The organism is Domibacillus sp. F004, from assembly GCF_057814295.1.
On sequence record NZ_JBVATB010000002.1, the window covers coordinates 38,755 to 61,923 of the forward strand.

Below are 23,169 nucleotides of genomic sequence, written 5' to 3' on the forward strand. Positions count from 1 at the left end.
TCAATGATGCCATTTCTAGGAGGTACCTATTGGCAATGTCAATGTTAAACAGTTTACCACATGGTGTAAAAATTAGTATTACCAGATCGATTAATACTGCTTTTGAACAATATATGGCGAAAATTATGTGGGATGAAGAAAGCTATGACCCGCAAGATTTTATAAAAGAATGGCGTCACTATATTCATCATAAAGCATCCTGGTATAACCAGATCGATGAAGAGTTGAAAAACGATCCATCTTTTCATGAAGAACTGGCTCAAAAAATCAATGAAGTCGTCGAAAAAACGTTTTCTGAGGAGCCAACGGCAGATCAGATTGAAACGATTGATGCTCTTCAAGAAGAGCTTGGCACTAACTATGATTATTCCTGCAAAGCAGAAGCGCGTTTTTATATCGATTTTTTAAAAAACTCGATAAAAAAAAAGTCGAACAGCTAAGTCCTGCGGATGAACGGGAGCTTGCGTTGGCTACACTTCTGTATTATCAGGTATATGACAAGGAATTGCCGGCGCAATCTTATACGAAACAGGACATTCACTATATTATTCAATTGTTGCAGCAAACCATCCAAACCGGTCATGACGGTCTGCAATCAGTGATTATTCATTGATTAAAAAAGACGCTTCCTTGTAAAAGGGAAGCGCTTTTTTTATTTTTGCGGCCTTTTTGGCTGTTTTCGGATTGTATCTGTAAACGCATTTAGTAGTTCTTCTCCCTCAAGTCCTTGTTTTAAAAGTGAGTCGAGTACCTGTTTGGTGTAATCATTCCGCCCCTGACGGAGCTGCGCATCAAAAAGGACACTGATTCCATGATCAAGCTTTTGGATATCACGCATTAAAACGGAAAAAATGGCGGGATCATTTCCCCTATGAGTAATCGCAATACGGGCAGTTAAATTTGATACATGATGAAAACGACGAATAAACAATTCTTCGCTTTCATCTAAAAATAATTCAATGAGCCATGATTGTTTTTCATCTTCGCGATTAATAATTAAGCCGTCTTTCAACGGGATTTTGTGCCAATTTTTTTCGTTTTCTAAAAAAAAATCAGCCACCTTGAACGTTTTCATATCAATGCATCCCCCTTCTTGAGAGCGTTTTATACATTGAATGTATCATAAAATTGTTAAATATCATTTTATTAACAAATAATAGGTGTTTTTTCGACAAAATAAGATAAATCTAGACAAAAATAGACTTAGTTCGACAAACAAATGAATGCTTTAATGGGAAAAAATCAGCAAAGGAGGATTTGCTCTTTTACTCCTTCGTTTTTATGATGTAGTTAATAAGCAGAAAGGAGGAATGAATCTGATTAACCAAGTGACACTCGTAGGCAGACTGACGAAAAATCCAGAATTAAAGCATACCAGTGATGGCCGGCCGCTCGTACAAACAACAATCGCTGTCAGCCGGCCGTATCGGAATGCGCAAGGGGAAACAGATACGGATTTTATTTACTGTACGATCTGGAATCGTATTGCTGAAAACACAGCAAAATATTGCGAGAAAGGTTCGCTTATTGCCGTACTTGGAACAATTCAGACGAGAACCTACAAAGACAGCAGTGATAAAACAGTGTATGTCACAGAAGTACTCGCTCATACGGTTCGTTTTCTTAGTAAAAAGCAGTCAGAAGTGAAACAAACGGCTGCATCAGGCATGATTCAGACTGTGCCACTCATTTAAGAGCACAACAGGATTGCTTTTCACAGGATCGGACAGATCGAATGTGTCATGGAAGATGATTTTCAACTTAGTAAAACATTGAAGGTCATTTGTGAGCTGAGATAACGGATTGAAAAATTAAAAAAGAAACTCGTACAGTCACAGCAGTAATGACCCGTTGCTAGAGAAGAAGTCGTAAGCCCCCTTTATCCGCGAAATGGCGCCAGCCGCCGCTCCGTCTGTTGTCCCCCCTGGCATTCAGACGGAGCTATTTTCATTGATCGAGTTTAAATAACTCACTGAGTGCATGATCATCAAGATTTGCGATGAAGATACCACTTTGAATAATTTCACTGCTAGCCGCTTGTTTAGATTCAATCATGGCATCGATTTTCTCTTCAATTGTTCCTGTCGTAATAAATTTATGGACATGAACGAATCGACTTTGCCCAATCCGGTAAGCCCGGTCTGTTGCCTGATTTTCCACTGCTGGGTTCCACCAGCGATCGTAATGAATGACGTGATTAGCCGCGGTTAGATTAAGCCCTGTACCGCCTGCTTTTAAAGACAAAAGAAAAAAAGGAAACTCGCCATTTTGAAAACGCTCCACCAGTCGATCACGCTCTTGCTTCGGTGTTGCCCCATTTAAAAAGGGTACATCGATTCCAAACGTATCTGCAATTTCACGCTGAATCATCTTGCCCATACCAATATATTGAGTGAAAATTAAACACGCTTCTCCATGTTCGTAAATATTCGCCGCCAGCTCCATTAATTTCTCCATCTTTGCTGAACGGTCACGCACACTATCAGGCATCTCTTCTTTTAAATAAAGAGCAGGATGACTGCAAAGCTGCTTTAGTTCATTTAAAAGGCGGAGAATAAGACCGCGTCGTTGAAATGCAGAAAGCTGTCCGATTTGCTCCATCGTATCACGTACCGCCTGTTCATACAGTGCTGCCTGCTCTTTTGACAGCGGGCAATATTCTTTCTGCTCCACTTTGTCGGGAAGGCCTAGTGCTGCTTCCGGGTCTGTTTTCGTCCTGCGTAATAAAAATGGCCGTATTTTCGATTGCAAAGCTGTTATACGACGATCATCATGGTCCTTTTCAATCGGTATCATATAATTTTTTTGAAACTGTGTTAGTGTACCGAGCCAACCGCGATTCGTAAAATCAAAAATCGTCCATAGTTCAGACAATCGGTTTTCCATAGGCGTCCCAGTGAGAGCGATAAAATGACGGCTGTTTAACTTTCGTACTGCACGCGACTGCTTTGTTCCAGCATTTTTAATGTTTTGTGCTTCATCAAGTGCGGCTGTGCCCCATTCCACTTTTTCAAGCATTTCAAAATCAGAATGAACGAGCCCGTACGTTGTCAGAACTACATCGGCTTTTGCAATTTCTTTTAAAAATGCCTCATTGCGTGGACGGTCTTTTCCATAATAAAGCATAACAGATAGATCGGGTGCGAAAGATGCCAGTTCACGCTGCCAGTTGCCGAGCACCGATGTTGGACAAATAATTAATGCTGGCGTTTCAGGGCGTTCTTTTTTCTTAACATGCAGTAAATAGGTGATTAACTGAATCGTTTTACCTAGTCCCATATCATCAGCAAGACAAGCACCAAATCCACATTCACGCAAAAATAAAAGCCAGCTCATGCCAATTTGCTGATAGGGACGAAGCTCTCCATGTAAGGCAGGGGGTGCAGGCTGGAGCGGAATGTCTGTAGCACTTTTCAGCCTTTCGATCATGGCTTGTAAAGAACGATTTAAGCGAATATGAATACGGGCTGTATCCTCTGTCTCCGAAAACTCCTGATTCAACACGTCAACGACGGTAACACCTTCCTGTTTTGCTTGATCCATTAAAGCCTTGATCTTGCTGATTACAGCAGGATCAAGGTGTACCCAGCGACCGTTGGCTTTGACAAGCCGGCGTTCGCCGCTCGCAAGCTGCATAAACTCTTCTTCGCTCATTTCCACGCCGCCGAGTGCTACTTTAAAATCAAACTGTAAAATGGCGTTCATGCCAACGAATGATTGTTTATTTGACTCCCTGACATCAGCGGCTACTGAGACAGCTGCTGAACGAACAGACTCCCACCATGGTGGGAGAAGCACTGGAATGCCGAGAGCCGTTAATTTTTCACCGCTTCGGGTTAAAAATGTAATAGCTTCTGCTTCAGTCAGTGATTTCTTTAATGAACCATTTTCATTTAATTCGGGAAAGAGTTGAAGCCACCGCTGTACTTCACAGTGTGCTTCCAATTCAAAGGGCTCAGCCGATTTTGGAAGCTTTTTATTAAATAAGTATACTTTTTCAAATGGTTTATTCCGGATTAAAATCGCTTCAAGCCGCCAAAAATCATCGTCTGTTTGTGGTTCCGATAAACGAAGACCAGGTTCATATGCGGGAACATCATCACTGTCCGCCAGATAAGAGCGAAGCCGTTCTGGATCAAAATAGCGATTTAATTCATCTGCCGTCAACTGATCACCAAATGAGTCTGCAAGCATGGTTATGCTGGGATGAGCTTGCGCCGCAATAAGAGGAAAGACGCGGTTAATAAACTCGAATCGGCTTTCATGAAAAATGGGTTCTTCCCAGAATGAATCTGCAAACTCATCGTGCACATCATCCGGAACTGGCCAATGAATTCCTTCAGCTGTAAACTTGGGCATGGCTTCAAACACCGCTTCATATAAAACAGGCGCACAGGCTAAACTAAAATGACCGGCTTCATCCCACTCAAAACGGGTAAAACGGTTAAAATGTTCCGCTTTAAACAAAGAAACCCACTCAAATGGCGTTAACCGAACAGATTTCCCGCCTTTGACCTGGCTGTACGCAAGTTTCGTACCATAAAAGCTTTCGCGGTGGCTGGCAAATAGCAGACGTGTCCATAACTCGGGGGAAAGCGGTTCACCGCTGTTATTAGTTGCCAGTATGTGAAAATACTCATTTTTATAGTGTGTCTCTAAATGAATGGTATCTAGTTTAATCATGTAACAGTCCGCCTTTTTTACATTCTTCTTGAAAGGCACGCAATCGCTTTGTGTCATTTGCCAGCCAGTCAAACCAATGATCAAATTCATCAGTCCGCTTTAATTTTTTGTATATAGTCCGCAGTCGTTTGCTGAATTTTACAGCCTGCCGGTATGCGTTTCGATTCCGTGCAGCAATAAGTGCAGCGATGCCATGGTGGAGAAGCGGCAACGTCTCTTCCGGTGCTTCTTTGATGACTGTTTTCAATCCTGCCCGGTCAAGATCGGGAAGCTCCGCATCAACGAGCAGCTGCAAATCAACCCACTCAGCATAATCACTTTGTTCTAATAAAAAGTAGCTGAGTGAGGCGTAGCTGAATGGCAATAAAGCAGTGTAGAGATCTTTAACGAGCGAAGGAACCCGGGCAGACAGCTCATCTTCATCAATTAATCGAATGAGCTGGCGTACAAACAAACGACGGCTGTACTCATCTTGAATGGTTAACAGTCCGTCATTTGCGAGAGCCGCTGCTGCTTTTAATAGAGGGATCAAACGATCTGACCGTTTTGCATCTTGAAGCCAGTGAGTAAAATATAAGAAGAGTTCAGCCGGTCCAGTGACAGCTGTTTCTACAAATTTGTCCATCTGACCAAGCAAATACAGTTGATGCATGTGAGCGGCTGTCTGAATGGTCTGGCTGCCCGAAGCGGGAACAGTTCGTTCTAATTCTTCACGCCGCCAGTCCATTTTTGTGAACAGGGAGCCCCAGAGGAGACGATACAGGTCAAGGCGCGCAGCGGGAAAACGCTCGTATGGAAAAGATAACAGTCTTCCGGTATCCATTCGGATTAAGTCAATATATGGTTCGAAAGCGAATGGCATCGAACCACCGGTCAGTTTTACCGCATCAAATGTTTCATCAGCCAAGTAAAACAGGAGGTCATATCCGGCACGTTCTGCTGTCTCATCGTCCAGTTCAGCTTCATCTAAACGTTCAGCAAGGCTGGAAAACGAATAAAAAGCCGCAAACATACGAAATAAAACTGCCCATTCTCGATCAGCTGGTGCTTTTTTTAACAAAGTCTGGTACACATCTTTAGCAGCATATTCAGTACTGTACGGCCGTTCTTTAATAACTTCAACTGTAAGCCGTTTATAAATGGCCGATGTAATGGCTTCCTTCCATTGCTCTGGGGAGTGCCCGATTTTTTGCACAGGGCGTAAATCAGAGGCACGCATAACTCCGGGAATGGAAAAAAGGTCTGCTCGATTAAAAGAAGATGAATCAGGAAAAAGCGTTTTCGCCTTCGTCAAAGTAGATGGCACCCTTTCAATTCTGTGTGATTTCTTCATTATAACATGAATTGAACGACCCTCCACTTAACCTTCTTTTGAGATATTTTCAGGCGAATTGCATCGCATGTACATTTCCTCCTTTCGGCCAAGTGAATTCTTTCCTTAACTTAGGAAGACAAAGTAAAACATATGTTCTGTATTATGATTATATTAAGGAATACATAAAGAGTAAAGTCTTTTGCTTTGTAAAATCGAAATTCCTCCCCTGCTTATCATTTGGCCATTCCTTTTATCTAGTAAAGCAGAGCACGGTGACGTTAAAATCTGCTAGATCCGAATATAAAAAAGAATAGATGTTTCTTTATTTCGATAGGATGACATGTATGACAAAAACATTACACTTTCAGGAAAAATATAGCGAAATACCCTTTTATCGATAAATATAAAAAAAGAGAGGTTTTTAGATTAATAGTTATATGCTAGACTAAAGTGGTAAATTTTAAGAAAGGTGGCATAATAGTGAAAAAAAGCTTTTTCTTTGTCATAATGGCGTTTTTATTGACGGTTCCTCTATTTGGTTTTGGACAGAATGCCAGAGCAGCAGGCTTTGTCGATGTACCTAACCGTGCAGCGAAAGAAGTAAACTATCTGGCGGAAGGAGGAATTGCCAATGGATCATCAGCGACTATTTTTGGTGCAGATAAAACGGTTACCCGTATGGAAGCAGCGGCATTTATTGGCCGCGCCCTTCAGCTTGACGGTACACAGCGTGTAACGAATTTTAAAGATGTTGGTTCTGGTAGTTTTGCATCAGGTTACATACAGTCTGCAGTTGAAAAAGGGATTTTATCTGGCTACGATGGCGGACGGTTTTTACCATATAATGAAGTATCACGCGGTGAAATGGCCGTAATGCTTTCAAAAGCGTTTGATTATGATTTCGGCGGAACGTTATCCGGTGCCGCAAATGCATTAACCTCACGGGGAATTGCAAGCGGTATGGAAGATGGTTCATTTGGTGCGGATCAGGTCATTAAACGTGCGGACTTTGCGGTTTTCCTTGCTCGAGCGATTAATCCAGAGTTTCGAACAAAAGAGTTTTCAAGTTTTACAAAAACATTATGGACAAATGTCGGTGATTTAAATATCCGTTCAGGTCCATCTACATCATATGCTTCTGAAGGGAAGCTGGCGAAAGATATAAAAATTATTGGTGCACATGACATTGCAGGCTGGACATACGTGAAATCTGGCAGCACAACCGGTTTTGTTAGTACATACTATCTTCGTAATACAGAAGAGCAGACTGTAACACCACCAATAGATAATCCGATACAAGGAGCGGATTCACGCCTTTCCAGCCAAACGATCATTCTTGATCCAGGTCACGGAGGCACAGATCCAGGAGCGATTGCAAACGGCCTGAAAGAAAAAGATGTGGTGCTCAAAATGGGGCTTCAAGTGAATAATATATTGAAACAAACGCCATTTAATGTAAAAATGACCCGTTCTACCGATACATTTATTCCATTGAAAGACCGGTCTACTTTTGCCAAAAACAATGGCGGTGATGTTTTCGTCAGCATCCATGTGAATTCTGCATCAGCCAGTGCAAGCGGGACGGAAACATATTATTATGCAGCAGGAAATCCATATGTGGCAGACAGCAAATTACTCGCAGCAAAAATTCAGGCACGAATGTTGGCCGCATGGGATTTAAATGATCGTGGAGTAAAACCAGGCGATTTCTCTGTGCTTCGTGAAAATAACATGCCGGCAGCACTAGCCGAACTTGGGTTTATTTCCAATGCAGGGGATGCAGCCAAAATGAAATCAGATTATTCGATGAAGATCATGTCTAAAGCCATTTACTACGGTATTTTGGACTATTATGATGCCAAAGGGTATGAAGTATCACCGCTTTATGATATTGCAAAATAGGTAAATATATAAATAGAATATTCATCGTGTAAACGGTACAATAAAGAGGGGCATACAGCTTCTCTTTATTTTTATTTAGAAGAAAGAGGTGATTAACATAGGTACTTCCAAATATTTACCTGCGCTGCTTTTCGCCGCATTTTTCTTCTTCATCGATACCCCTGAAGTGTTCGAAGCAAACACAATTGACGGCAGACAGGCGGTAATTATGTTTGATGAGAAAGTGGATAATGAATTGCTTAAGCGATACTCAGAATCAATTGAGTACATATTTGAAGAAATCCCAGCTGCATCGATTACAGTAACAGATGTACAAAAAAGAGCATTGGAGATGTCACCAGATGTAGTCTCCATTACGTATGATATGCCGATAAAATCATCGGCACAAGCCATTCCTTATGGATACAAAATGGTCGGGACACAAAATCCTGTACCTGCCACATTGACGGGAACCGGTGTGAAAATTGGCGTACTTGACTCTGGTATTGATGCCAGCCACCCTGATTTGAAAAATCGGATTGCAGGCGGCGCATGTATGATGACAATCGTCGACAAAAATGGCTGTCCGGACTCATACAATGATGACTCAGGACACGGTACACACGTGGCAGGGATTATCGCAGCGAATAATAATACATTCGGAACGATCGGTGTTGCATCCTCATCTAAACTTTATGCAATTAAAGTGCTGGATGAATACGGATATGGGACGACGAGCACGATGATTGCCGGTGTGGAATGGGCAATGAAACAAAAAATGGACATTTTAAATGTTAGCATTACGACGCCGGTGAATGAATTAGCCTTGCAGGAAGTGATGCAAAAAGCATATAAATCAGGCATGTTAATTGTCGCAGCGGCAGGTAATACAGGAGCACCTGTAAGCGGCTCTGCGTCATCGGTTGAATACCCGGCGAAATTCGAAAGTGTTATTGCGGTTTCATCTATTGATCAGTATAAAAAGATTGACCCGCTGTCATCACTTGGGAAAGAAGTCGAGTTAACGGCTCCGGGTGTAAGGATTTACAGCACGTATCCAATGTCGATGAATGCATCCGGTTATCAATACTCGAGCGGAACGTCAATGGCAGCACCTTATGTAACAGGTCTTGCAGCGCTGTATAAGGAAAAGTACCCCGAAATGACAAACGTTCAAATTCGATCACTTTTACAAAAAAACGCGGTTGATTTAGGTGCAGCAGGCCGTGATGCTTATTTTGGATTTGGTCTTGTGCAAGTGGATAAAAATCCAATTAATCATGGCATTGCCGTGCCATATACAGCGGATACAAAAGGAAAAGTGATATTTGATACGAGCGATCTTTCTGCCCGATTCGGCACTTTTAATGTATACCGCGGTGAAACACTCGTCGGAAAAAATGAAACAGGAAGCGAATGGATTGATTATGCATCGCAAGGAACAGTGACATATTATTTCCATCCGGTTGTCAATGGTGTGGAGGACGAAGTATCGTTTATTACATTAAAAGCAACGATTAAAGAACCGGAAATAAGTGATTTACGCGCAACAAAATGGTATGACCGTTACATGATGTATTTATATCATGAAGCCATTATGACAGGTTTTAGCGATGGCACTGTTCGCCCAGAGGCAAGTATTACCCGCGGAGAAGCAGCTGTGTTGATCGGACAGTCACTTGGTCTTGACGGCACAGTACGTGACACAGCCTTTAAAGATGTGACCGCAAAGGTGTCGTCTTCTGGTTACGTGCAAAGTTTGCTTGATGCAGGGATTATTGCAGGCTTTAGCGATGGGACATTCCGTTCAGGCACCCCTGTAACACGTTCTGAAATGGCGATTTTAATTGCTCGCGCCTATGATATAGCGCCAGCAGCATCCGGAAAGATGAAAGATGTGACAGCAAAGGTCACAGGTTATCAGTATATTAACGGCATCGTCGCGGAGAATATAGCAGGTGGATATGAAGATGGTACATTCCGTCCGTCAGCCCACATGAACCGTGCAGAGTTCTCAGCATTCCTTGCCCGAGCGATCAACAAAGAAATACGCTAGATAATAAATAAGGCCCGATTCGTGAGAGATACGAATCGGGCCTTTTGTAATGTGAATTTTCAGTTATATTTCAAATTCATGTCAATATTACAAGAGTATTGGCGAAAGGAAGAGAATAATAGGATAAAAGAACAATAAAAGGAAAATTTCAGAGGGAAAAGCGCGAGAATGCTGTCAAATCAACGTAATATAACGATATTTTAATGTAATAGAAACGTAAAACTATTTGAGGTTTAAGTTTGCTACAATTACGTTAATGAGAAAATATGGAGAACGAAAGAGAAACTGGGAGGTTTATGGTGAACAGTTGTAAAAAAGCAATAACTGCTTTAATCGCCGCGATCATGCTTATCACTCTGTCCCCGCTAACATCTGTAAAAACAGAGGCAGCGTCTGTCGGAGAATCAATCGTGACTTACGGTAAAAAGTTTATGGGTGTCCCTTACGTTTTTGGTGGAACAACGCCAAATGGATTTGATTGTTCCGGATTTACACAGTATATATATAAACATGCAGCAGATATTTCTCTGCCGCGCACAACAGATCAACAATTTAATGTGGGAACTTCCGTATCAAAAAGTGATTTACAACCAGGCGATCTTGTATTCTTTGCAAATACATACCGCCAAGGGATTTCACATGTTGGTGTATACGCAGGCGGTAATATGGTATTAAATGCAACATCTAGCAATGGGATCGATCTTGTTTCATTAAGTAACTCATACTGGGGTCCAAAATATGCAGGTGCGAAACGCATTGTTCAAGAAGAGAAAGCACCTGAATGGTTTACAGATGTAGCAAAATCAGAAACAACATACAGTGCTATTAAAACATTAACGGATAAAGAAGTTATTACAGGGTTTGAAGATTACACGTTCCGTCCAGACGCAAAAGTAACACGCGGACAAGCGGCAGCGATCATCAACCGCGTTTTAAACATTAAACCAGAAATAATGAGCCACTTTAAAGATGTACCAAAATCATATCGTTTCGCTTATGATATCGCAGCGATGCGTGAAGCGGGCATCATTACAGGATTCAGCGATAAAACATATCGTCCTAACGAAGAAATGACACGTAATGAAATGGCTGCTATTATCCAGCGTGCATTTGAATTGAAAATGTCACAAACAGCAGCAGCAAGCGTTGGCTATAAAGATATTAGTTCAAGTCACTGGGCATACGAAGGTATCGTCACAATGGCATCAATTGATAAAACAGGCCTTTTCGAAGGTGAAAAATTCTACGGTACCCATAACGCAACACGTGAAGCATTTACAGTTGCGATCTATAATGCAATGAGTGCACAATAAGAAAGATAAAAAAGCGGTCCCGGCTCTTACCCGGGGCTGTTTTTTTTATATATAGATAGCAGGCATAACCTTGAAAATAGGCCACCACCTTGAAGGGAGTTCCAATCTAAGATGAAAAAAGCATTTTCAATTGTGATGGCGCTTGTTTTATTATTCCCACTCTTGCCATCATTAAACATGAAAGTACAGGCAGATGATGTTACCGGTATTAAGCTTGAAGCAGAACTAAGGTCGATTATTGAAGCAGGTATTATGAGTGGATATGAAGACGGTACATTTCGGCCAGGAAATAATGTAACGCGGGAAGAGTTTGCAACGTTTTTAGCGCGTGCTCTTGAACTTCCCTCCGGTCCATCTGTGTTCAAAGATGTATCGCCAGCCAGTAAATTAGCACCCTATATAAATGCAGCGGCAGCGGCAGGCATTATTAAAGGTGGTTCAGATGGGAATTTCCATCCGAAAGCAACCATTGTGCGCAAAGATATGGCGTTAATGATTGACAATGCACTCGTGTATTTAAACAAGACTGCGGAATATACTGCCCCAACGTTTTCAGATATGGCGGGCTTAAGTTCAACGCATAAAATAGCCATTGGCAAAAGCGTCAATTTAGGCATCATTTCCGGGTTTCCAGATAATACGTTCCGCCCCGATGCGAACGCTCAGCGTGATCAGGCAGCAGCGTTTATTTACCGGCTTCTTGAAGGTGAATTACCGGAGCCTCCGGCAAAATTGTACCAGACAGCTAATATTGATGCATCTGGCAATGTAACACGTTCTGCCGTATCTTATGAATCTTTCGATCTGGCAAAACAGGCGATGAGTACGAATGGCTCTGAACTTGTCACAAAAGACGGCGACATTATTTATATGAAATATAATGGTGGGATGGTATTTGCTAAACCGGCGAGTGGAGCGACAGTGAATCTGTATACGGATCCTGCGTTAAAAACGGCGAAAACATATGTGTCGGCAAATCCAAAAAATGCATCAAAGATCGTGTACACCACGACGGAAATGAAATATGTCACCTCTACCGATCAATATGTACAAGTATACATTGGCGGAGAAGATTATTATATGAGACCGGGTGACGCGATGCTCGTTCCATTTGAAGGAGCGAAAGGACGCGGCTATTATCAAAATGTAAACGGATCACTCATTCATTCTATTTATGGAATTGAAAATAATACGTACTCGTCTTATAACGCTGGGATTGCGCCTTCATTTATGAGAAGCGGCCAAAAATATTACAGCTGGGACGGTTTCAGTTTTTATAATGAGGCAGGTCAAACGCTCGGACGGGAATATCAATTTTTTCAATACTTACCGGCGCGTACCACAACAAATTACACAGCAGCTGAACTGGATGCTTATATTACAAAAGTGGTCGCTGAACGGGAAGCAACAGGGGCGGCGCGTTATAAAGACGCATCGACAAAGAGTAAACTACTTGGGATTGGTGCTTCACTGAAAAAAGTAGAAAAAGAAAAACGCGTTAATGCCTTAATGGTGCTGGCAATGGCTATTCATGAGAGTGATTATGGCACGAGCGGTCATGCGTATAACAATAATAACCTGTTCGGCATTCAAGTGTATGATAACAATCCTGAAAAAGGAAAATCTTTTCAAACGGTGGAAGAAGGCATCATGCACTTGGCAGATGAATATTTCACTGGTGCAGATGGAGACTGGAGAGGCGGTTACCTTACACCAGGTGACTGGCGTTCATATGGCGCTGCACCCGGAACGAAATCGAATGGGATTAATGTGAAGTATGCATCGGATCCATTCTGGGGAGCAAAAGTCGGCGGTCATATGAGAACGATCGATAAAGCACTTGGCTCAAGAGACTTTGACTCTGATCAATATACATTAGGCTTTACCAATACAACGGACTTAAATGTACGCACAAGTGCGAATGGAAGTCTTCTATACACATATGATTTAAGTAGAATGCCAGTTGCCATCTTGCAGCAAGGCGAATGGGCAAAAGTAGTATCAGATATTCCAGCGAATGCAGAAGGCTATATTTACAGCGACTATATTAATGTATTGCCTATTGCAGGTAAAGAATAGAAATGAAGTCCCGTCTAGCAAACAGGCTAGGGCGGGACTATTTTATTTATTTCTGATTAACAGGCAGTAACGCTCTCCACGAATGGAATTTTCACTTTTTGATGGGATGATCAATCGATACAGTTATGCCGTCCGGCTCTCGCATGCTCATTCGGAATAAGGTAAAATAAGCAGGGGAATTCAATTGATATTGGGGTGTGCATAAATAATGTCATTAAAAAAAACAGCGCTCTGGCTTGGATTGCTGGCACTTGTTGTCAAATTGTCAGGTTTTTTGCGTGAAAGTATTATAGCCTATCAATTTGGTGTTAGCAGCTATACAGATGGTTATTTGCTTGCATTTTCATTTATTACATTGGCGATTGCCATGATTGCAGGCGGATTCAATAACGTATTTTTGCCGATGTACGTAAAGAGGCGAAAAGAAGAGCCCGTACAAACAGATCGCAGCGCGAACGGGATTATGAATGTTACGTTTCTTTTATTTATTGGTATTTCAATGATCGGCTTCTTCCTAGCACCGTCGTTCGTGCCGCTCATTTTTAGAAATATGCCATTGTTGACAGAAGAAACAGCTGTTTCCATTACACAGTTTTTCTTTGTGTTTATGTCATTCATTGCATTAACAAGTATTTTAGATTCTTATTTGCAGGGAAGACGTGTTTTCGTTCCTTCACAGATTGCCAAGTTGCTTCAAACGATTGTCGGTGTCGCATTTGCTCTCCTTTTCTCAGAACAGTGGGGAATTGCGAGCCTCGCTTACGGTTTTATCGCTGGTACGATTCTTGGCATATGTCTTCAATTTTTTTATCTTTACAAAACCGATTACAGATGGAAGCCGGTTTTGTCGGTTGATAAAGAGTTTCAGCACTCTTTCCTCGTCCTGTTAGCGCCGGCCCTGCTTAGTTCCGTCGTCGGCCAAATTAATGTGTTCGTTAATAAAGGGTTTGCAGCCGGGATAGGAGAAGGGCCTGTTTCCTATTTAAATTATGCCCAGCTATTATCTTCTATTCCGCACACCATTTATGCGACAACGATTGCCGTTATTATTTTTACGCTGCTGGCCGAGCAAGTGAATGACCGCCAACGTTTTCAAAATACGTTTTTCAGCGGGATGCAAATTTCATTGCTAACGCTCGCCCCCATTGCAGCGGGTCTTTACGTTGTTGGAGAACCTGCATTGTCATTCATTTATGAGCGGGGAGAATTTACCGCGGAAGATACGCATCATACCTACATTGCGCTCGTTTTTTACTTGCCCATGATTGTGACACAGGGAATGCAATACATTGTGGCAAAAGCGATGTATGCGCAAGGAAAAACGAAAATTGTCTTCCGGATTAGCGTGTTTACGATCGCTATTAATGTGCTGTTGAACTGGCTTTTCATCGGTCCATTCGGCTATCCAGGGCTCGCACTTACTAGTTCACTCGTTTCGCTTTATTATTTAACAGCCTGCACCATTTTTGTTTACAAAGACTTTGATCGATCAGAGCCTATAAGACTCGTTGGATTACTGGGCCGTACAGCGATTGCGACCGCATTTATGGCGGTACCTCTTTATTTTGTTCGTCCACTCGTTGATAATTTGTATTCATTGTGGCAGCTGGCCATTCTTGTACCAATCGGTGTCATTTTATATGTCGCCGGATTATTTTTCTTCTATAAAGAGGGCTTCCGTAAATTGCTCAGTATGATAAGAAGAAACCGGAGTGGTCTATCGTGAAAAAAAGATTCTTTATTTTCATTGTGCTCCTACTGGCAGGCTGTAAGGCAAGTTCTGAAGCGGCCCCTGTTGCGGAATCGCATATCATTCCAATGGGCAACCCGTCACTTGTGCTAGAAGCAGATCAATTATCATTAAAAAAAGAAACGAATCCAGAGGGGCTTGATGCTCTTTATAAAGATACAAACTATCGTTATAACGTTGGGAATAAGGCTGCTTTAACCGTGAAAGTCCGGAAAATGAACAATGGTGACCGGTTCGTTATGCTGCGTATGAGCGGGGAAGGGACGGTAAAGGGGAAGGTGGAAATTACGCCTGCTGACGACTATTATTTTGTCGATTGGACGAAAGGGGTTTCAGAACGCTTGCACGATGACGTAACGGGCGTCGATGAAACGAAGCCGCCGGCCGGTTTGTTCCGTTATACGTACGACCGTCAATTTACAAACGAGCTGGTCATGAGCCACACATTTACGTCGCGCGAGTTGAATGAATTGTACGGAAGCGGCCGTGAAAGTACGGTGCGTGAACTGCTGGCGGAAAAAAATACATTGCAGCATTCAAAAACAGGTGTTGAGTTTACGATGACTGCCGGACGCGGTGAAATAAGTGAGCAATGGTTTTTACTCGCAGAAGCACCGCTGTTTGAACAAACAAAAAACTTAAATGACTGGATTCACTTCCACCAGAAAAATTATAAGGAAGTGAACAACTGGTTTACGGTAGACGGGCCGCTTAAAAAATTGCCCTGGTCGATTGAACCATTTACAAAAGAAGGATATGGCCGTAATCCTGGTACGCTGATTGATAAAGAAGCCATCGATCAATATTTTAAAAACAACGAACGTTATTTTTACAATTTAACGGTTCAATCAGCAGCGAATGCATGGTTCTATCGTCAATCGAAAAAGGATGTCATTTGGAAAACAGAATATACGAGCACATGGCTAAAGCAGAAATATCATATTACAGCACCCTATGTAGATACGCGCCATAATGAGTTACTTGTCCTTTATATGCATCGGATTGGAAAAGAACTCGGGGTACCAAAACTTGAAAACGCACTATTTGAATACAGCGATTATTTGCTTAATCTAATTAGCATCGATAACGTTGTCCATACGGAAAAAGGATATTTGCCGGCTGATTATTATTCGCCGCAGCAAGGAAAACAGCATATTCACGCTTCCCTTAATCATGCGCTTGGCGAAGCAAATATGCTGATCGATGCGTATCGGGCGAGTGGTGATAAAAAGTATTTGCTTGCTGTACGTGAAATCCGCCGCGGCATTGAATCAGTTGGTGATGATTGGATACGCGAAAGCGGCGATCTCTGGTATCAAATTAATCGTGATGGTACATTTGCCGGCAATGATTATGAATACTTGACGCTCAACGATTTAGAGGGACATGAGAAAAAATGGGCCGCAATTGGCGGGCACAGGAGCCCAGTGCTTCAAAAATTAATCAAAAGCAAAAAGAGCTATTTAAAATCACGATAAATTTTACAAAAATCGACGCATTTTTTGCAGGAAAAGCGATAAGGTTTGACGAAATAGTAGAGAAGTAGAAAATTGACGAACGAACAAAAGCTGCCCTATGTTTACAGGTGAGCTTTATCAGAATTTGCGGATAAGTTGAAAAACAGGCAGGAAGTTCAATCGTAACATCTGCTTTAGATAAAAATACCAGGGAGTGGAAAGGAAGGAGATTCACATGACGAAACAACAATTTGGGGTAATTGGTCTTGCGGTAATGGGAAAAAATCTAGCATTAAACATTGAAAGCAGAGGGTACTCTGTTGCGGTTTATAACCGTTCAGCCGATAAAACGACTGCATTTCTCCATGAAGAAGCAGAGGGAAAAAATTTCAAAGGCACGTACAGTGTAGAAGAATTTGTGGACTCACTTGAAAAGCCGCGTAAAATTTTGCTTATGGTGAAAGCAGGCGGCGCAACAGATGCAACAATCGATGCTTTAAAGCCGCATCTGGATAAAGGCGACATTATAATCGACGGCGGGAACACATTTTTTGAAGACACGGTTCGCCGCAATAAAGAACTTGCAGGACTTGGCCTTCATTTCGTTGGCACAGGGGTATCAGGTGGAGAAGAAGGAGCACTAAAAGGTCCTTCTATTATGCCAGGCGGCCAGCGTGAAGCGTTTGAACTTGTCCGTCCAGTTTTAGAAGCTATTTCCGCAAAAGTAGGCGATGACGCATGCTGCACATACATCGGTCCGGATGGCGCAGGCCATTACGTAAAAATGGTGCATAATGGTATCGAATACGGCGATATGCAGCTGATTTCAGAAGCCTATTTCATTATGAAGCATATGCTTGATCTTTCAACAGATGAACTTCATGAAGTATTCGCAGATTGGAATAAAGGCGAATTGGATAGCTATTTAGTCGAAATTACAGCTGACATCTTCAAGAAAAAAGACGATGAAACAGGTCAACCGCTGGTCGACCTCATTTTAGATGCTGCCGGACAAAAAGGCACAGGCAAATGGACAAGCCAAAACGCGCTTGACCTGGGCGTACCGCTTTCTATTATTACGGAGTCCGTATTTGCCCGCTTCATTTCTGCGCTGAAAGACGAACGTGTACAAGCAAGCAAGCAATTAACAGGTCCTGAAGTAACACCGTTTGACGGTGATAAGAAGGAAATGATCGAAGCAGTTCGTCAAGCGCTTTATATGAGCAAAATTTGTTCATATGCACAAGGATTTGCTCAAATGAAGGCAGCATCAGAAGAATACGGATGGGACCTTCGTTACGGCGACATCGCTATGATTTTCCGCGGAGGCTGTATCATCCGTGCGCAATTCCTGCAAAAAATCAAAGAGGCGTTCGACCGCGATCCGAACCTTGCGAACTTGCTTCTTGATGAGTATTTCCAAGATATCGTGCAAAACTACCAATCAGCGCTTCGCCGTGTCGTAACACTGGCTGTGGAACGCGGTATTCCGGTACCGTCATTCTCAAGCGCCATTGTTTATTTCGATAGCTACCGCACAGAAACGCTGCCTGCGAACTTGATTCAAGCGCAACGTGACTACTTTGGTGCTCATACGTATAAACGAATTGATAAAGAAGGTACATTCCATACGGAGTGGATGAAATAAGCAACAAGAAAAAGGCCGTCTCTCATAGGAGACGGCCTTTTCATTTTAGTGAGGCTGCTTTACTTCATCAGCGGTGCTATCTGCATCTGTGTTCATTTTAATGAGAGAGAGATTAATAGACGGCACCTCCCAAAAGTGTTTAATACCGAGCGCACAGGCCCCTAAGACGCAGGCCTTTGTACCAAGCTTTGAAAGAGACAATTCCCGGTATTGACTGATAGTGGACTTTAAATTACTTTCAATTTGTTCAATAGACTGAGGGTTAAGCTCGAGCAGTTCGCTGTTTAAAACGATGACTTCCGGATTGTATGCATTAATCAGATTGTTTAAGCCGATCGTCAAAAAATAAATGAATTGTTCCATCATTTCGACGACGACGGGATCTCCGCCTTGCAGCCATTGGTTCACGTCTTCATACGAAATGGCTGATTGTTGTTTCTTTTCCGATAATTCTCTGAAAAAAGAGGATTCGGACGCGTATTGTTCCCAGCAGCCGTAGTTGCCGCAATTACACGGTTTCCCATCCGGCATAATGATCGTATGACCAATTTCACCTGCAAAGCCATTATGGCCTTTGAAAAATTCATCATTCATCATGACACCGAGTCCAATTCCAGAATAAAGGGTTGCGCATAATAAATTTTCCGTTTCATGGTGCTCATAAACGCGTTCTGCGAAAGAACATAAATTAGCATTGTTCTCAATGCAAATAGGGAGTCCAGTTGCTTTTTCCAGGTCACTTTTTATATGAAGATCTTGCCACCCGAAACGGGGAACATAATGAATGATTTCCTCTCTTGTCACCAGACCGTGAATCCCGATTACGACACCGACTAAACCATAGCGGCTTGTTGTACATTCTTTTTGGAAAATTTGAATGTGTTTAACTAAAAGAGGGAGAATGGTTTCATACTCAGTCGTTTCTATTTTCACGGTATAGGCCGATACTGGCTGGCCGAGCAAGTCAGATAAAGCAAACGTTAACAGCCCATAATCGAGATCAATGCCAAGCGTATAACCGGCTGATCGGTTGACAGACAGTATAATCGGGCGTCTTCCTACGCCATAGTGTTCGGGATGTGTTTCTACAATTAGTTCATCTTCAAGCAAATCTGCTACTTGGGCGGAAATAGTCGCTCTTGTTAAAGAGGTTAATTTTGATAAATCAGCCCGAGAAATCATGTTTCTTTCGATAATTTTTTGAACAATAAGGGAACGATTTATTTTTTTTATGTAAGCGGCATCACCAGCAGCCATGTATAATCCTCCTTCATAAGTGTATTCTTTTATTATACAGGTTTTTTTCTGTGAGGAAGGTTTATTGACGTATAATACAGAGACATGATAAATTAATAATATATTTAATTTGTTTAGTAAACGAATTAAATAGATGCCTTATTTTTGATTAATTATATCGTTCTGAAAAGGTTTACAATTTTCAACTTTAAAAAATACAGTATCATAAAATGGGAGAGGGCACAACATGAAAAAATTTTTAGACAATCATTTTCTTTTAAATAATGAGACAGCCGTACACTTGTATGAAAAAGCGGCAAAAGATACACCGATTTTCGACTTTCACTGTCACCTCAGTCCAAAAGAGGTATGGGAAAATAAACCGTTTGAAAACATCACGCAGCTTTGGCTTGCAGGTGATCACTATAAGTGGCGATTAATGCGTATGCACGGCGTGAGCGAGTCACTGATTACGGGTGATGCAAGTGACTGGGAAAAGTTTCAGGCTTGGGCATATACCGTACCACATTTAATAGGCAATCCGCTTTTCCACTGGACACATATGGAATTAAAAAAATACTTTGGCATCGACAAATTGCTTACACCGGAAACAGCGAAAGAAATTTGGGATGAATGTAATGAAAAGCTTCAGTCACCTGGATATGATCCAAGATCGTTTATTCAAAAATCAAACGTGTTATTCATTGGTACAACAGATGATCCAGTATCGGACCTTCGTTACCATAAACTGCTGAAAGAAGATGATTCATTTAAAGCAACCATCGCGCCTACATTCCGTCCGGACGGAGCTCTTTTTATTGAACGTCCTGCATTTGTAGAATGGCTTGGCAAATTAGCGGGTGTTTCCGGTTTGAAAGTAGAAACATTTGAGGATCTATTGGCAGGACTTCAAAACCGGGTTGATTTCTTCTATGAAAATGGCGGGCGAGCGTCGGATCACGACATTCCAAAAATGGTATATAAAGAAACGACGAAAGACGAAGCGGAAGCGGTCTTCAACAAACGGATCAGTGGAGAAGAGTTAACCGATGAAGATTTGCTTGCTTACCGTTCATTCCTTTTAAAAGAACTTGGCAAGATGTACGCGGAAAAAGGATGGGTTATGCAGCTTCATATGGGTGCGATCCGCAATAATAATACAATGATGAAAGAAAAAATTGGGCCGGATACAGGATTTGATTCAATTGGTGATGGAGATGTAGCCGAAGGATTGTCTCGTTTTCTTGATGCACTTGATCAAGAAAGTGCTTTGCCAAGAACCGTTCTCTTTAACTTAAATCGCAAAGATAACGATGTGCTTGCGACCATGATGGGCAACTTCTTTGAAGAAGGGATTCCAGGGAAAGTTCAATTAGGTTCTGCCTGGTGGTTTAATGACCATATTGATGGAATGGAACAGCAAATGAAAACATTTGCAAGTGTTGGAGTGCTCGGCCATTTCATCGGAATGCTGACGGATTCCCGGAGTTTTATCTCATATACGAGACATGATTATTTCCGCCGCATTTTATGCAACATTCTTGGAGAATGGGTGGAAGAAGGAAAAGCTCCAAATAATTGTGCCTTCCTTGAGCGGATGGTGCGAAATATCGGGTATGATAATGCAAAGAGTTACTTTTTGGAGCGAAAAGGAGGAAACTAACAATGGGGATCATTCAAGATCTTGTTAAAGACATTCCTGTACCGAAAATGGTGAAAGTCAGACAGAAATTTGATGATCAGAAAATCGATGATCTGGCAGCTGTGTTTCAAAGCGAATTTGAGCGCGAAGTGATCCGTCAAAAAGTGAAGCCTGGCATGTCGATTGCCATCGCAGTTGGAAGCCGCGGCGTAGACCGGATTGTTGAAATTACAGCGATGACCGTTTCTTTTCTAAAAGAAATGGGTGCAAAGCCGTTTATCGTACCGAGCATGGGCAGTCATGGCGGAGCAACAGCGGAAGGGCAAATTGATGTGTTAAAACATCTCGGTGTAACCGAAGAAAGCACCGGTGCTGAAATTCGTTCATCGATGGAAGTGATTAAAGTCGGCGAGCTGCCAAATGGCCTGCCGGTTTACGTGGACAAATACGCATCTGAAGCGGACGGCATTGTCGTGATTAACCGCATTAAGCCGCATACCGCTTTTCGCGGACCGGTTGAAAGCGGCATTATGAAAATGATCAGTATCGGACTGGGCAAGCAAAAAGGGGCAGAAGCGTGCCACCAGCTTGGTTTTAAGCATATGGCGGTGCACGTGCCAGCAATGGCGAAAATGATTATGGAGCATCTGCCGGTATTATTCGGTGTTGCAACACTTGAAAATGCCTTTGATAAAGTGGCGGTCGTTAAAGTGCTTGCAGCAGAAGAAATTGAAGAAAAAGAAGCAGGGCTTCAAGCAAAAGCAAAAGAGCTGCTGCCAAAACTGTTTTTTGAGCAGCTTGATGTACTTGTTATTGATCAGATTGGCAAAAACATTAGCGGCGACGGCATGGATCCCAATATAACAGGCCGCTACCCAACACCATACGCGCATGGCGGACCGGATGTGAATAAAATGGTCGTCCTTGACTTAACGCACGAGACAGAGGGAAATGCGAACGGGGTCGGCACCGCCGATTTTACGACGCAGCGCCTTGTTGATAAAATGGATCTAGAAACAACGTATGCAAACGGGCTGACATCAACCGTTGTCGCACCAACCAAAATTGCAACGACACTCGCAAATGACAAAGAAACCATTCAAGCGGCGATTAAAACGAGCAACATTCTTGATTTTACAAAGGTGAAAATGGTTCGTATTAAAAATACTCTTGAAATAAGCGAGATTGAAGTGTCTGAAGCACTGCTCCCATACGTGCAGCAACATGCGCAGCTTGGAGCAGTGACAGAAGCGGAAGAACTTTCATTTGATCAAAACGGAAATTTATTTTAATTATTAAAGGGAAATCAGGAGGATACATCATGACTACATTATTTGACTTAACGGGTAAAACAGCGGTTGCCATCGGAGGAAACAGTGTTCTTGGATCATCCATGGCAAAAGGACTTGCTGCTCACGGCGCAAAAGTGGCGATTGTTGGACGCAACCTTGAGAAAGCAAACGAAGTTGTCAAAGAAATTGAAGCATCAGGAGGCATAGCGAAAGCATTTCAGGCAGATGTTGTCTCGAAAGAATCGCTTGGAGCAGCGGCGGCGGCAATTGAAGAATGGTCGGGCGGATGGGACATTTTATTAAATGCGCCCGGTACAAATAGCCCGACGCCGTTTTTTGATCTTGATATGGACGAATGGGATCAAATCATGGATGTTAATCTAAAAGGAATCGTTTTAACGTGCCAGATTTTCGCTAAAAAAATGATCGAGCAAGGCAGACAAGGAAGCATTATTAATATTTCATCTGTTTCCTCGACAACACCGCTGTCAAAAGTGTTCACGTATTCTGTTTCAAAAGCAGGACTGAACAGTGTCACCCAATTTTTAGCGCGTGAATTCGCGCAAGATGGCATTCGTGTGAATGCGATTATTCCAGGCTTTTTCCCGGCTGAACAAAACCGAAAGATTCTAAGTGAAGAACGCATTGCTTCTATTATGGGTCATACACCGATGAACCGTTTCGGCGATCCGGATGAATTGCAGGGAGCAGCGGTATGGCTTGCGTCTGAGAAAGCATCAAGTTTTGTGACGGGTACGCTGATCCGCGTGGATGGCGGATTTGGCAGCATGACGATTTAACAGAAAGGATGAGTCAT

The 23,169-nt window shown here is 42.3% G+C and carries 17 protein-coding genes; 13 read left to right on the top strand and 4 right to left on the bottom strand.

The genetic code is table 11. From position 1 onward, the window contains the following. The first annotated feature begins 41 nt into the window (after window positions 1-41). Together ACZYRN_RS05850 and ACZYRN_RS05855 are read left to right on the top strand one after the other, a co-directional pair. Window positions 42-440 carry a hypothetical protein gene (locus ACZYRN_RS05850; RefSeq protein WP_488911115.1) on the top strand — a complete coding sequence of 133 codons (399 nt, stop codon included), beginning with the start codon at window positions 42-44 and terminating at the stop codon, window positions 438-440. 26 nt (window positions 441-466) lie between these two features. Further along, entirely contained in the window at window positions 467-613 is a 147-nt protein-coding gene (locus ACZYRN_RS05855; protein WP_488910594.1) for a hypothetical protein, read from the top strand. Between the two features lie 39 nt (window positions 614-652). On the opposite strand, the gene ACZYRN_RS05860 is transcribed toward ACZYRN_RS05855, so the two are convergent. Further along, the gene (locus tag ACZYRN_RS05860) at window positions 653-1,075 is read right to left on the bottom strand and encodes a YwpF family protein (RefSeq protein ID WP_488910595.1); all 423 of its coding nucleotides are present in this window, start codon (window positions 1,073-1,075) and stop codon (window positions 653-655) included. Window positions 1,076-1,316: 241 nt separating this feature from the next. On the opposite strand from ACZYRN_RS05860, the gene ACZYRN_RS05865 reads away from it, so the two are divergent. Then, window positions 1,317-1,694, top strand: coding sequence for a single-stranded DNA-binding protein (locus ACZYRN_RS05865; protein ID WP_488911116.1), 378 nt, complete (start codon window positions 1,317-1,319; stop codon window positions 1,692-1,694). 253 nt (window positions 1,695-1,947) lie between these two features. On the opposite strand, the gene ACZYRN_RS05870 is transcribed toward ACZYRN_RS05865, so the two are convergent. Then, window positions 1,948-4,683 (bottom strand): DEAD/DEAH box helicase, encoded by a 2,736-nt coding sequence (locus ACZYRN_RS05870; protein WP_488910596.1) that lies wholly within the window; start codon window positions 4,681-4,683, stop codon window positions 1,948-1,950. Continuing rightward, on the bottom strand, window positions 4,676-5,977 hold the full coding sequence (locus ACZYRN_RS05875; RefSeq protein ID WP_488910597.1) for a hypothetical protein: 1,302 nt from the start codon (window positions 5,975-5,977) through the stop codon (window positions 4,676-4,678). Before ACZYRN_RS05875 ends, ACZYRN_RS05870 begins: the two co-directional genes overlap by 8 nt. 501 nt (window positions 5,978-6,478) lie before the next feature. Here ACZYRN_RS05875 and ACZYRN_RS05880 point away from each other — a divergent pair. The 7 genes from ACZYRN_RS05880 to gndA all read left to right on the top strand — a co-directional run bounded on the left by ACZYRN_RS05880 (window position 6,479) and on the right by gndA (window position 18,182). Continuing rightward, window positions 6,479-7,900 carry an N-acetylmuramoyl-L-alanine amidase gene (locus ACZYRN_RS05880; RefSeq protein ID WP_488910598.1) on the top strand — a complete coding sequence of 474 codons (1,422 nt, stop codon included), beginning with the start codon at window positions 6,479-6,481 and terminating at the stop codon, window positions 7,898-7,900. An 88-nt stretch (window positions 7,901-7,988) separates the two neighbouring features. Next, window positions 7,989-9,935 (top strand): S8 family serine peptidase, encoded by a 1,947-nt coding sequence (locus tag ACZYRN_RS05885; RefSeq protein ID WP_488910599.1) that lies wholly within the window; start codon window positions 7,989-7,991, stop codon window positions 9,933-9,935. Window positions 9,936-10,231: 296 nt separating this feature from the next. After that, a complete protein-coding gene (locus ACZYRN_RS05890; protein WP_488910601.1) occupies window positions 10,232-11,248 on the top strand; it encodes a C40 family peptidase in 1,017 nt (338 codons plus the stop codon). 111 nt (window positions 11,249-11,359) lie between these two features. Continuing rightward, window positions 11,360-13,327, top strand: coding sequence for an S-layer homology domain-containing protein (locus ACZYRN_RS05895; RefSeq protein ID WP_488910602.1), 1,968 nt, complete (start codon window positions 11,360-11,362; stop codon window positions 13,325-13,327). A gap of 208 nt (window positions 13,328-13,535) precedes the next feature. Beyond that, entirely contained in the window at window positions 13,536-15,053 is a 1,518-nt protein-coding gene (gene murJ, locus ACZYRN_RS05900) for a murein biosynthesis integral membrane protein MurJ (protein WP_488910603.1), read from the top strand. Next, window positions 15,050-16,555, top strand: a complete 1,506-nt coding sequence (locus tag ACZYRN_RS05905; protein WP_488910604.1) for a hypothetical protein — start codon at window positions 15,050-15,052, stop codon at window positions 16,553-16,555. Before murJ ends, ACZYRN_RS05905 begins: the two co-directional genes overlap by 4 nt. A 214-nt stretch (window positions 16,556-16,769) precedes the next feature. Further along, window positions 16,770-18,182, top strand: a complete 1,413-nt coding sequence (gndA, locus tag ACZYRN_RS05910) for an NADP-dependent phosphogluconate dehydrogenase (RefSeq protein WP_488910605.1) — start codon at window positions 16,770-16,772, stop codon at window positions 18,180-18,182. Between the two features lie 45 nt (window positions 18,183-18,227). On the opposite strand, the gene ACZYRN_RS05915 is transcribed toward gndA, so the two are convergent. Beyond that, window positions 18,228-19,439, bottom strand: coding sequence for an ROK family protein (locus ACZYRN_RS05915; RefSeq protein ID WP_488910606.1), 1,212 nt, complete (start codon window positions 19,437-19,439; stop codon window positions 18,228-18,230). Window positions 19,440-19,665: 226 nt separating this feature from the next. Between ACZYRN_RS05915 and uxaC the strand changes: the two genes are divergently transcribed. From uxaC to ACZYRN_RS05930, 3 genes are read left to right on the top strand one after another with little or no spacing between them, the layout of a single operon-like run. Continuing rightward, the gene (gene uxaC, locus ACZYRN_RS05920) at window positions 19,666-21,081 is read left to right on the top strand and encodes a glucuronate isomerase (protein ID WP_488910607.1); all 1,416 of its coding nucleotides are present in this window, start codon (window positions 19,666-19,668) and stop codon (window positions 21,079-21,081) included. 2 nt (window positions 21,082-21,083) lie between these two features. Beyond that, window positions 21,084-22,352 (top strand): nickel pincer cofactor-dependent isomerase, group 22, encoded by a 1,269-nt coding sequence (locus tag ACZYRN_RS05925; RefSeq protein ID WP_488910608.1) that lies wholly within the window; start codon window positions 21,084-21,086, stop codon window positions 22,350-22,352. 29 nt (window positions 22,353-22,381) lie between these two features. Continuing rightward, entirely contained in the window at window positions 22,382-23,152 is a 771-nt protein-coding gene (locus ACZYRN_RS05930; RefSeq protein ID WP_488910609.1) for an SDR family oxidoreductase, read from the top strand. Window positions 23,153-23,169 lie beyond the last annotated feature (17 nt).

What these genes read in the sequence shown, in the direction of transcription:
- murJ (WP_488910603.1), top strand. Translation starts at nt 13,536, where the DNA reads ATGTCATTAAAAAAAACAGCGCTCTGGCTTGGATTGCTGGCACTTGTT.
- ACZYRN_RS05850 (WP_488911115.1), top strand. Translation starts at nt 42, where the DNA reads ATGTTAAACAGTTTACCACATGGTGTAAAAATTAGTATTACCAGATCG.
- uxaC (WP_488910607.1), top strand. Translation starts at nt 19,666, where the DNA reads ATGAAAAAATTTTTAGACAATCATTTTCTTTTAAATAATGAGACAGCC.
- ACZYRN_RS05915 (WP_488910606.1), bottom strand. Translation starts at nt 19,439, where the DNA reads ATGGCTGCTGGTGATGCCGCTTACATAAAAAAAATAAATCGTTCCCTT.
- ACZYRN_RS05895 (WP_488910602.1), top strand. Translation starts at nt 11,360, where the DNA reads ATGAAAAAAGCATTTTCAATTGTGATGGCGCTTGTTTTATTATTCCCA.
- gndA (WP_488910605.1), top strand. Translation starts at nt 16,770, where the DNA reads ATGACGAAACAACAATTTGGGGTAATTGGTCTTGCGGTAATGGGAAAA.
- ACZYRN_RS05870 (WP_488910596.1), bottom strand. Translation starts at nt 4,683, where the DNA reads ATGATTAAACTAGATACCATTCATTTAGAGACACACTATAAAAATGAG.
- ACZYRN_RS05890 (WP_488910601.1), top strand. Translation starts at nt 10,232, where the DNA reads ATGGTGAACAGTTGTAAAAAAGCAATAACTGCTTTAATCGCCGCGATC.
- ACZYRN_RS05930 (WP_488910609.1), top strand. Translation starts at nt 22,382, where the DNA reads ATGACTACATTATTTGACTTAACGGGTAAAACAGCGGTTGCCATCGGA.
- ACZYRN_RS05925 (WP_488910608.1), top strand. Translation starts at nt 21,084, where the DNA reads ATGGGGATCATTCAAGATCTTGTTAAAGACATTCCTGTACCGAAAATG.
- ACZYRN_RS05860 (WP_488910595.1), bottom strand. Translation starts at nt 1,075, where the DNA reads ATGAAAACGTTCAAGGTGGCTGATTTTTTTTTAGAAAACGAAAAAAAT.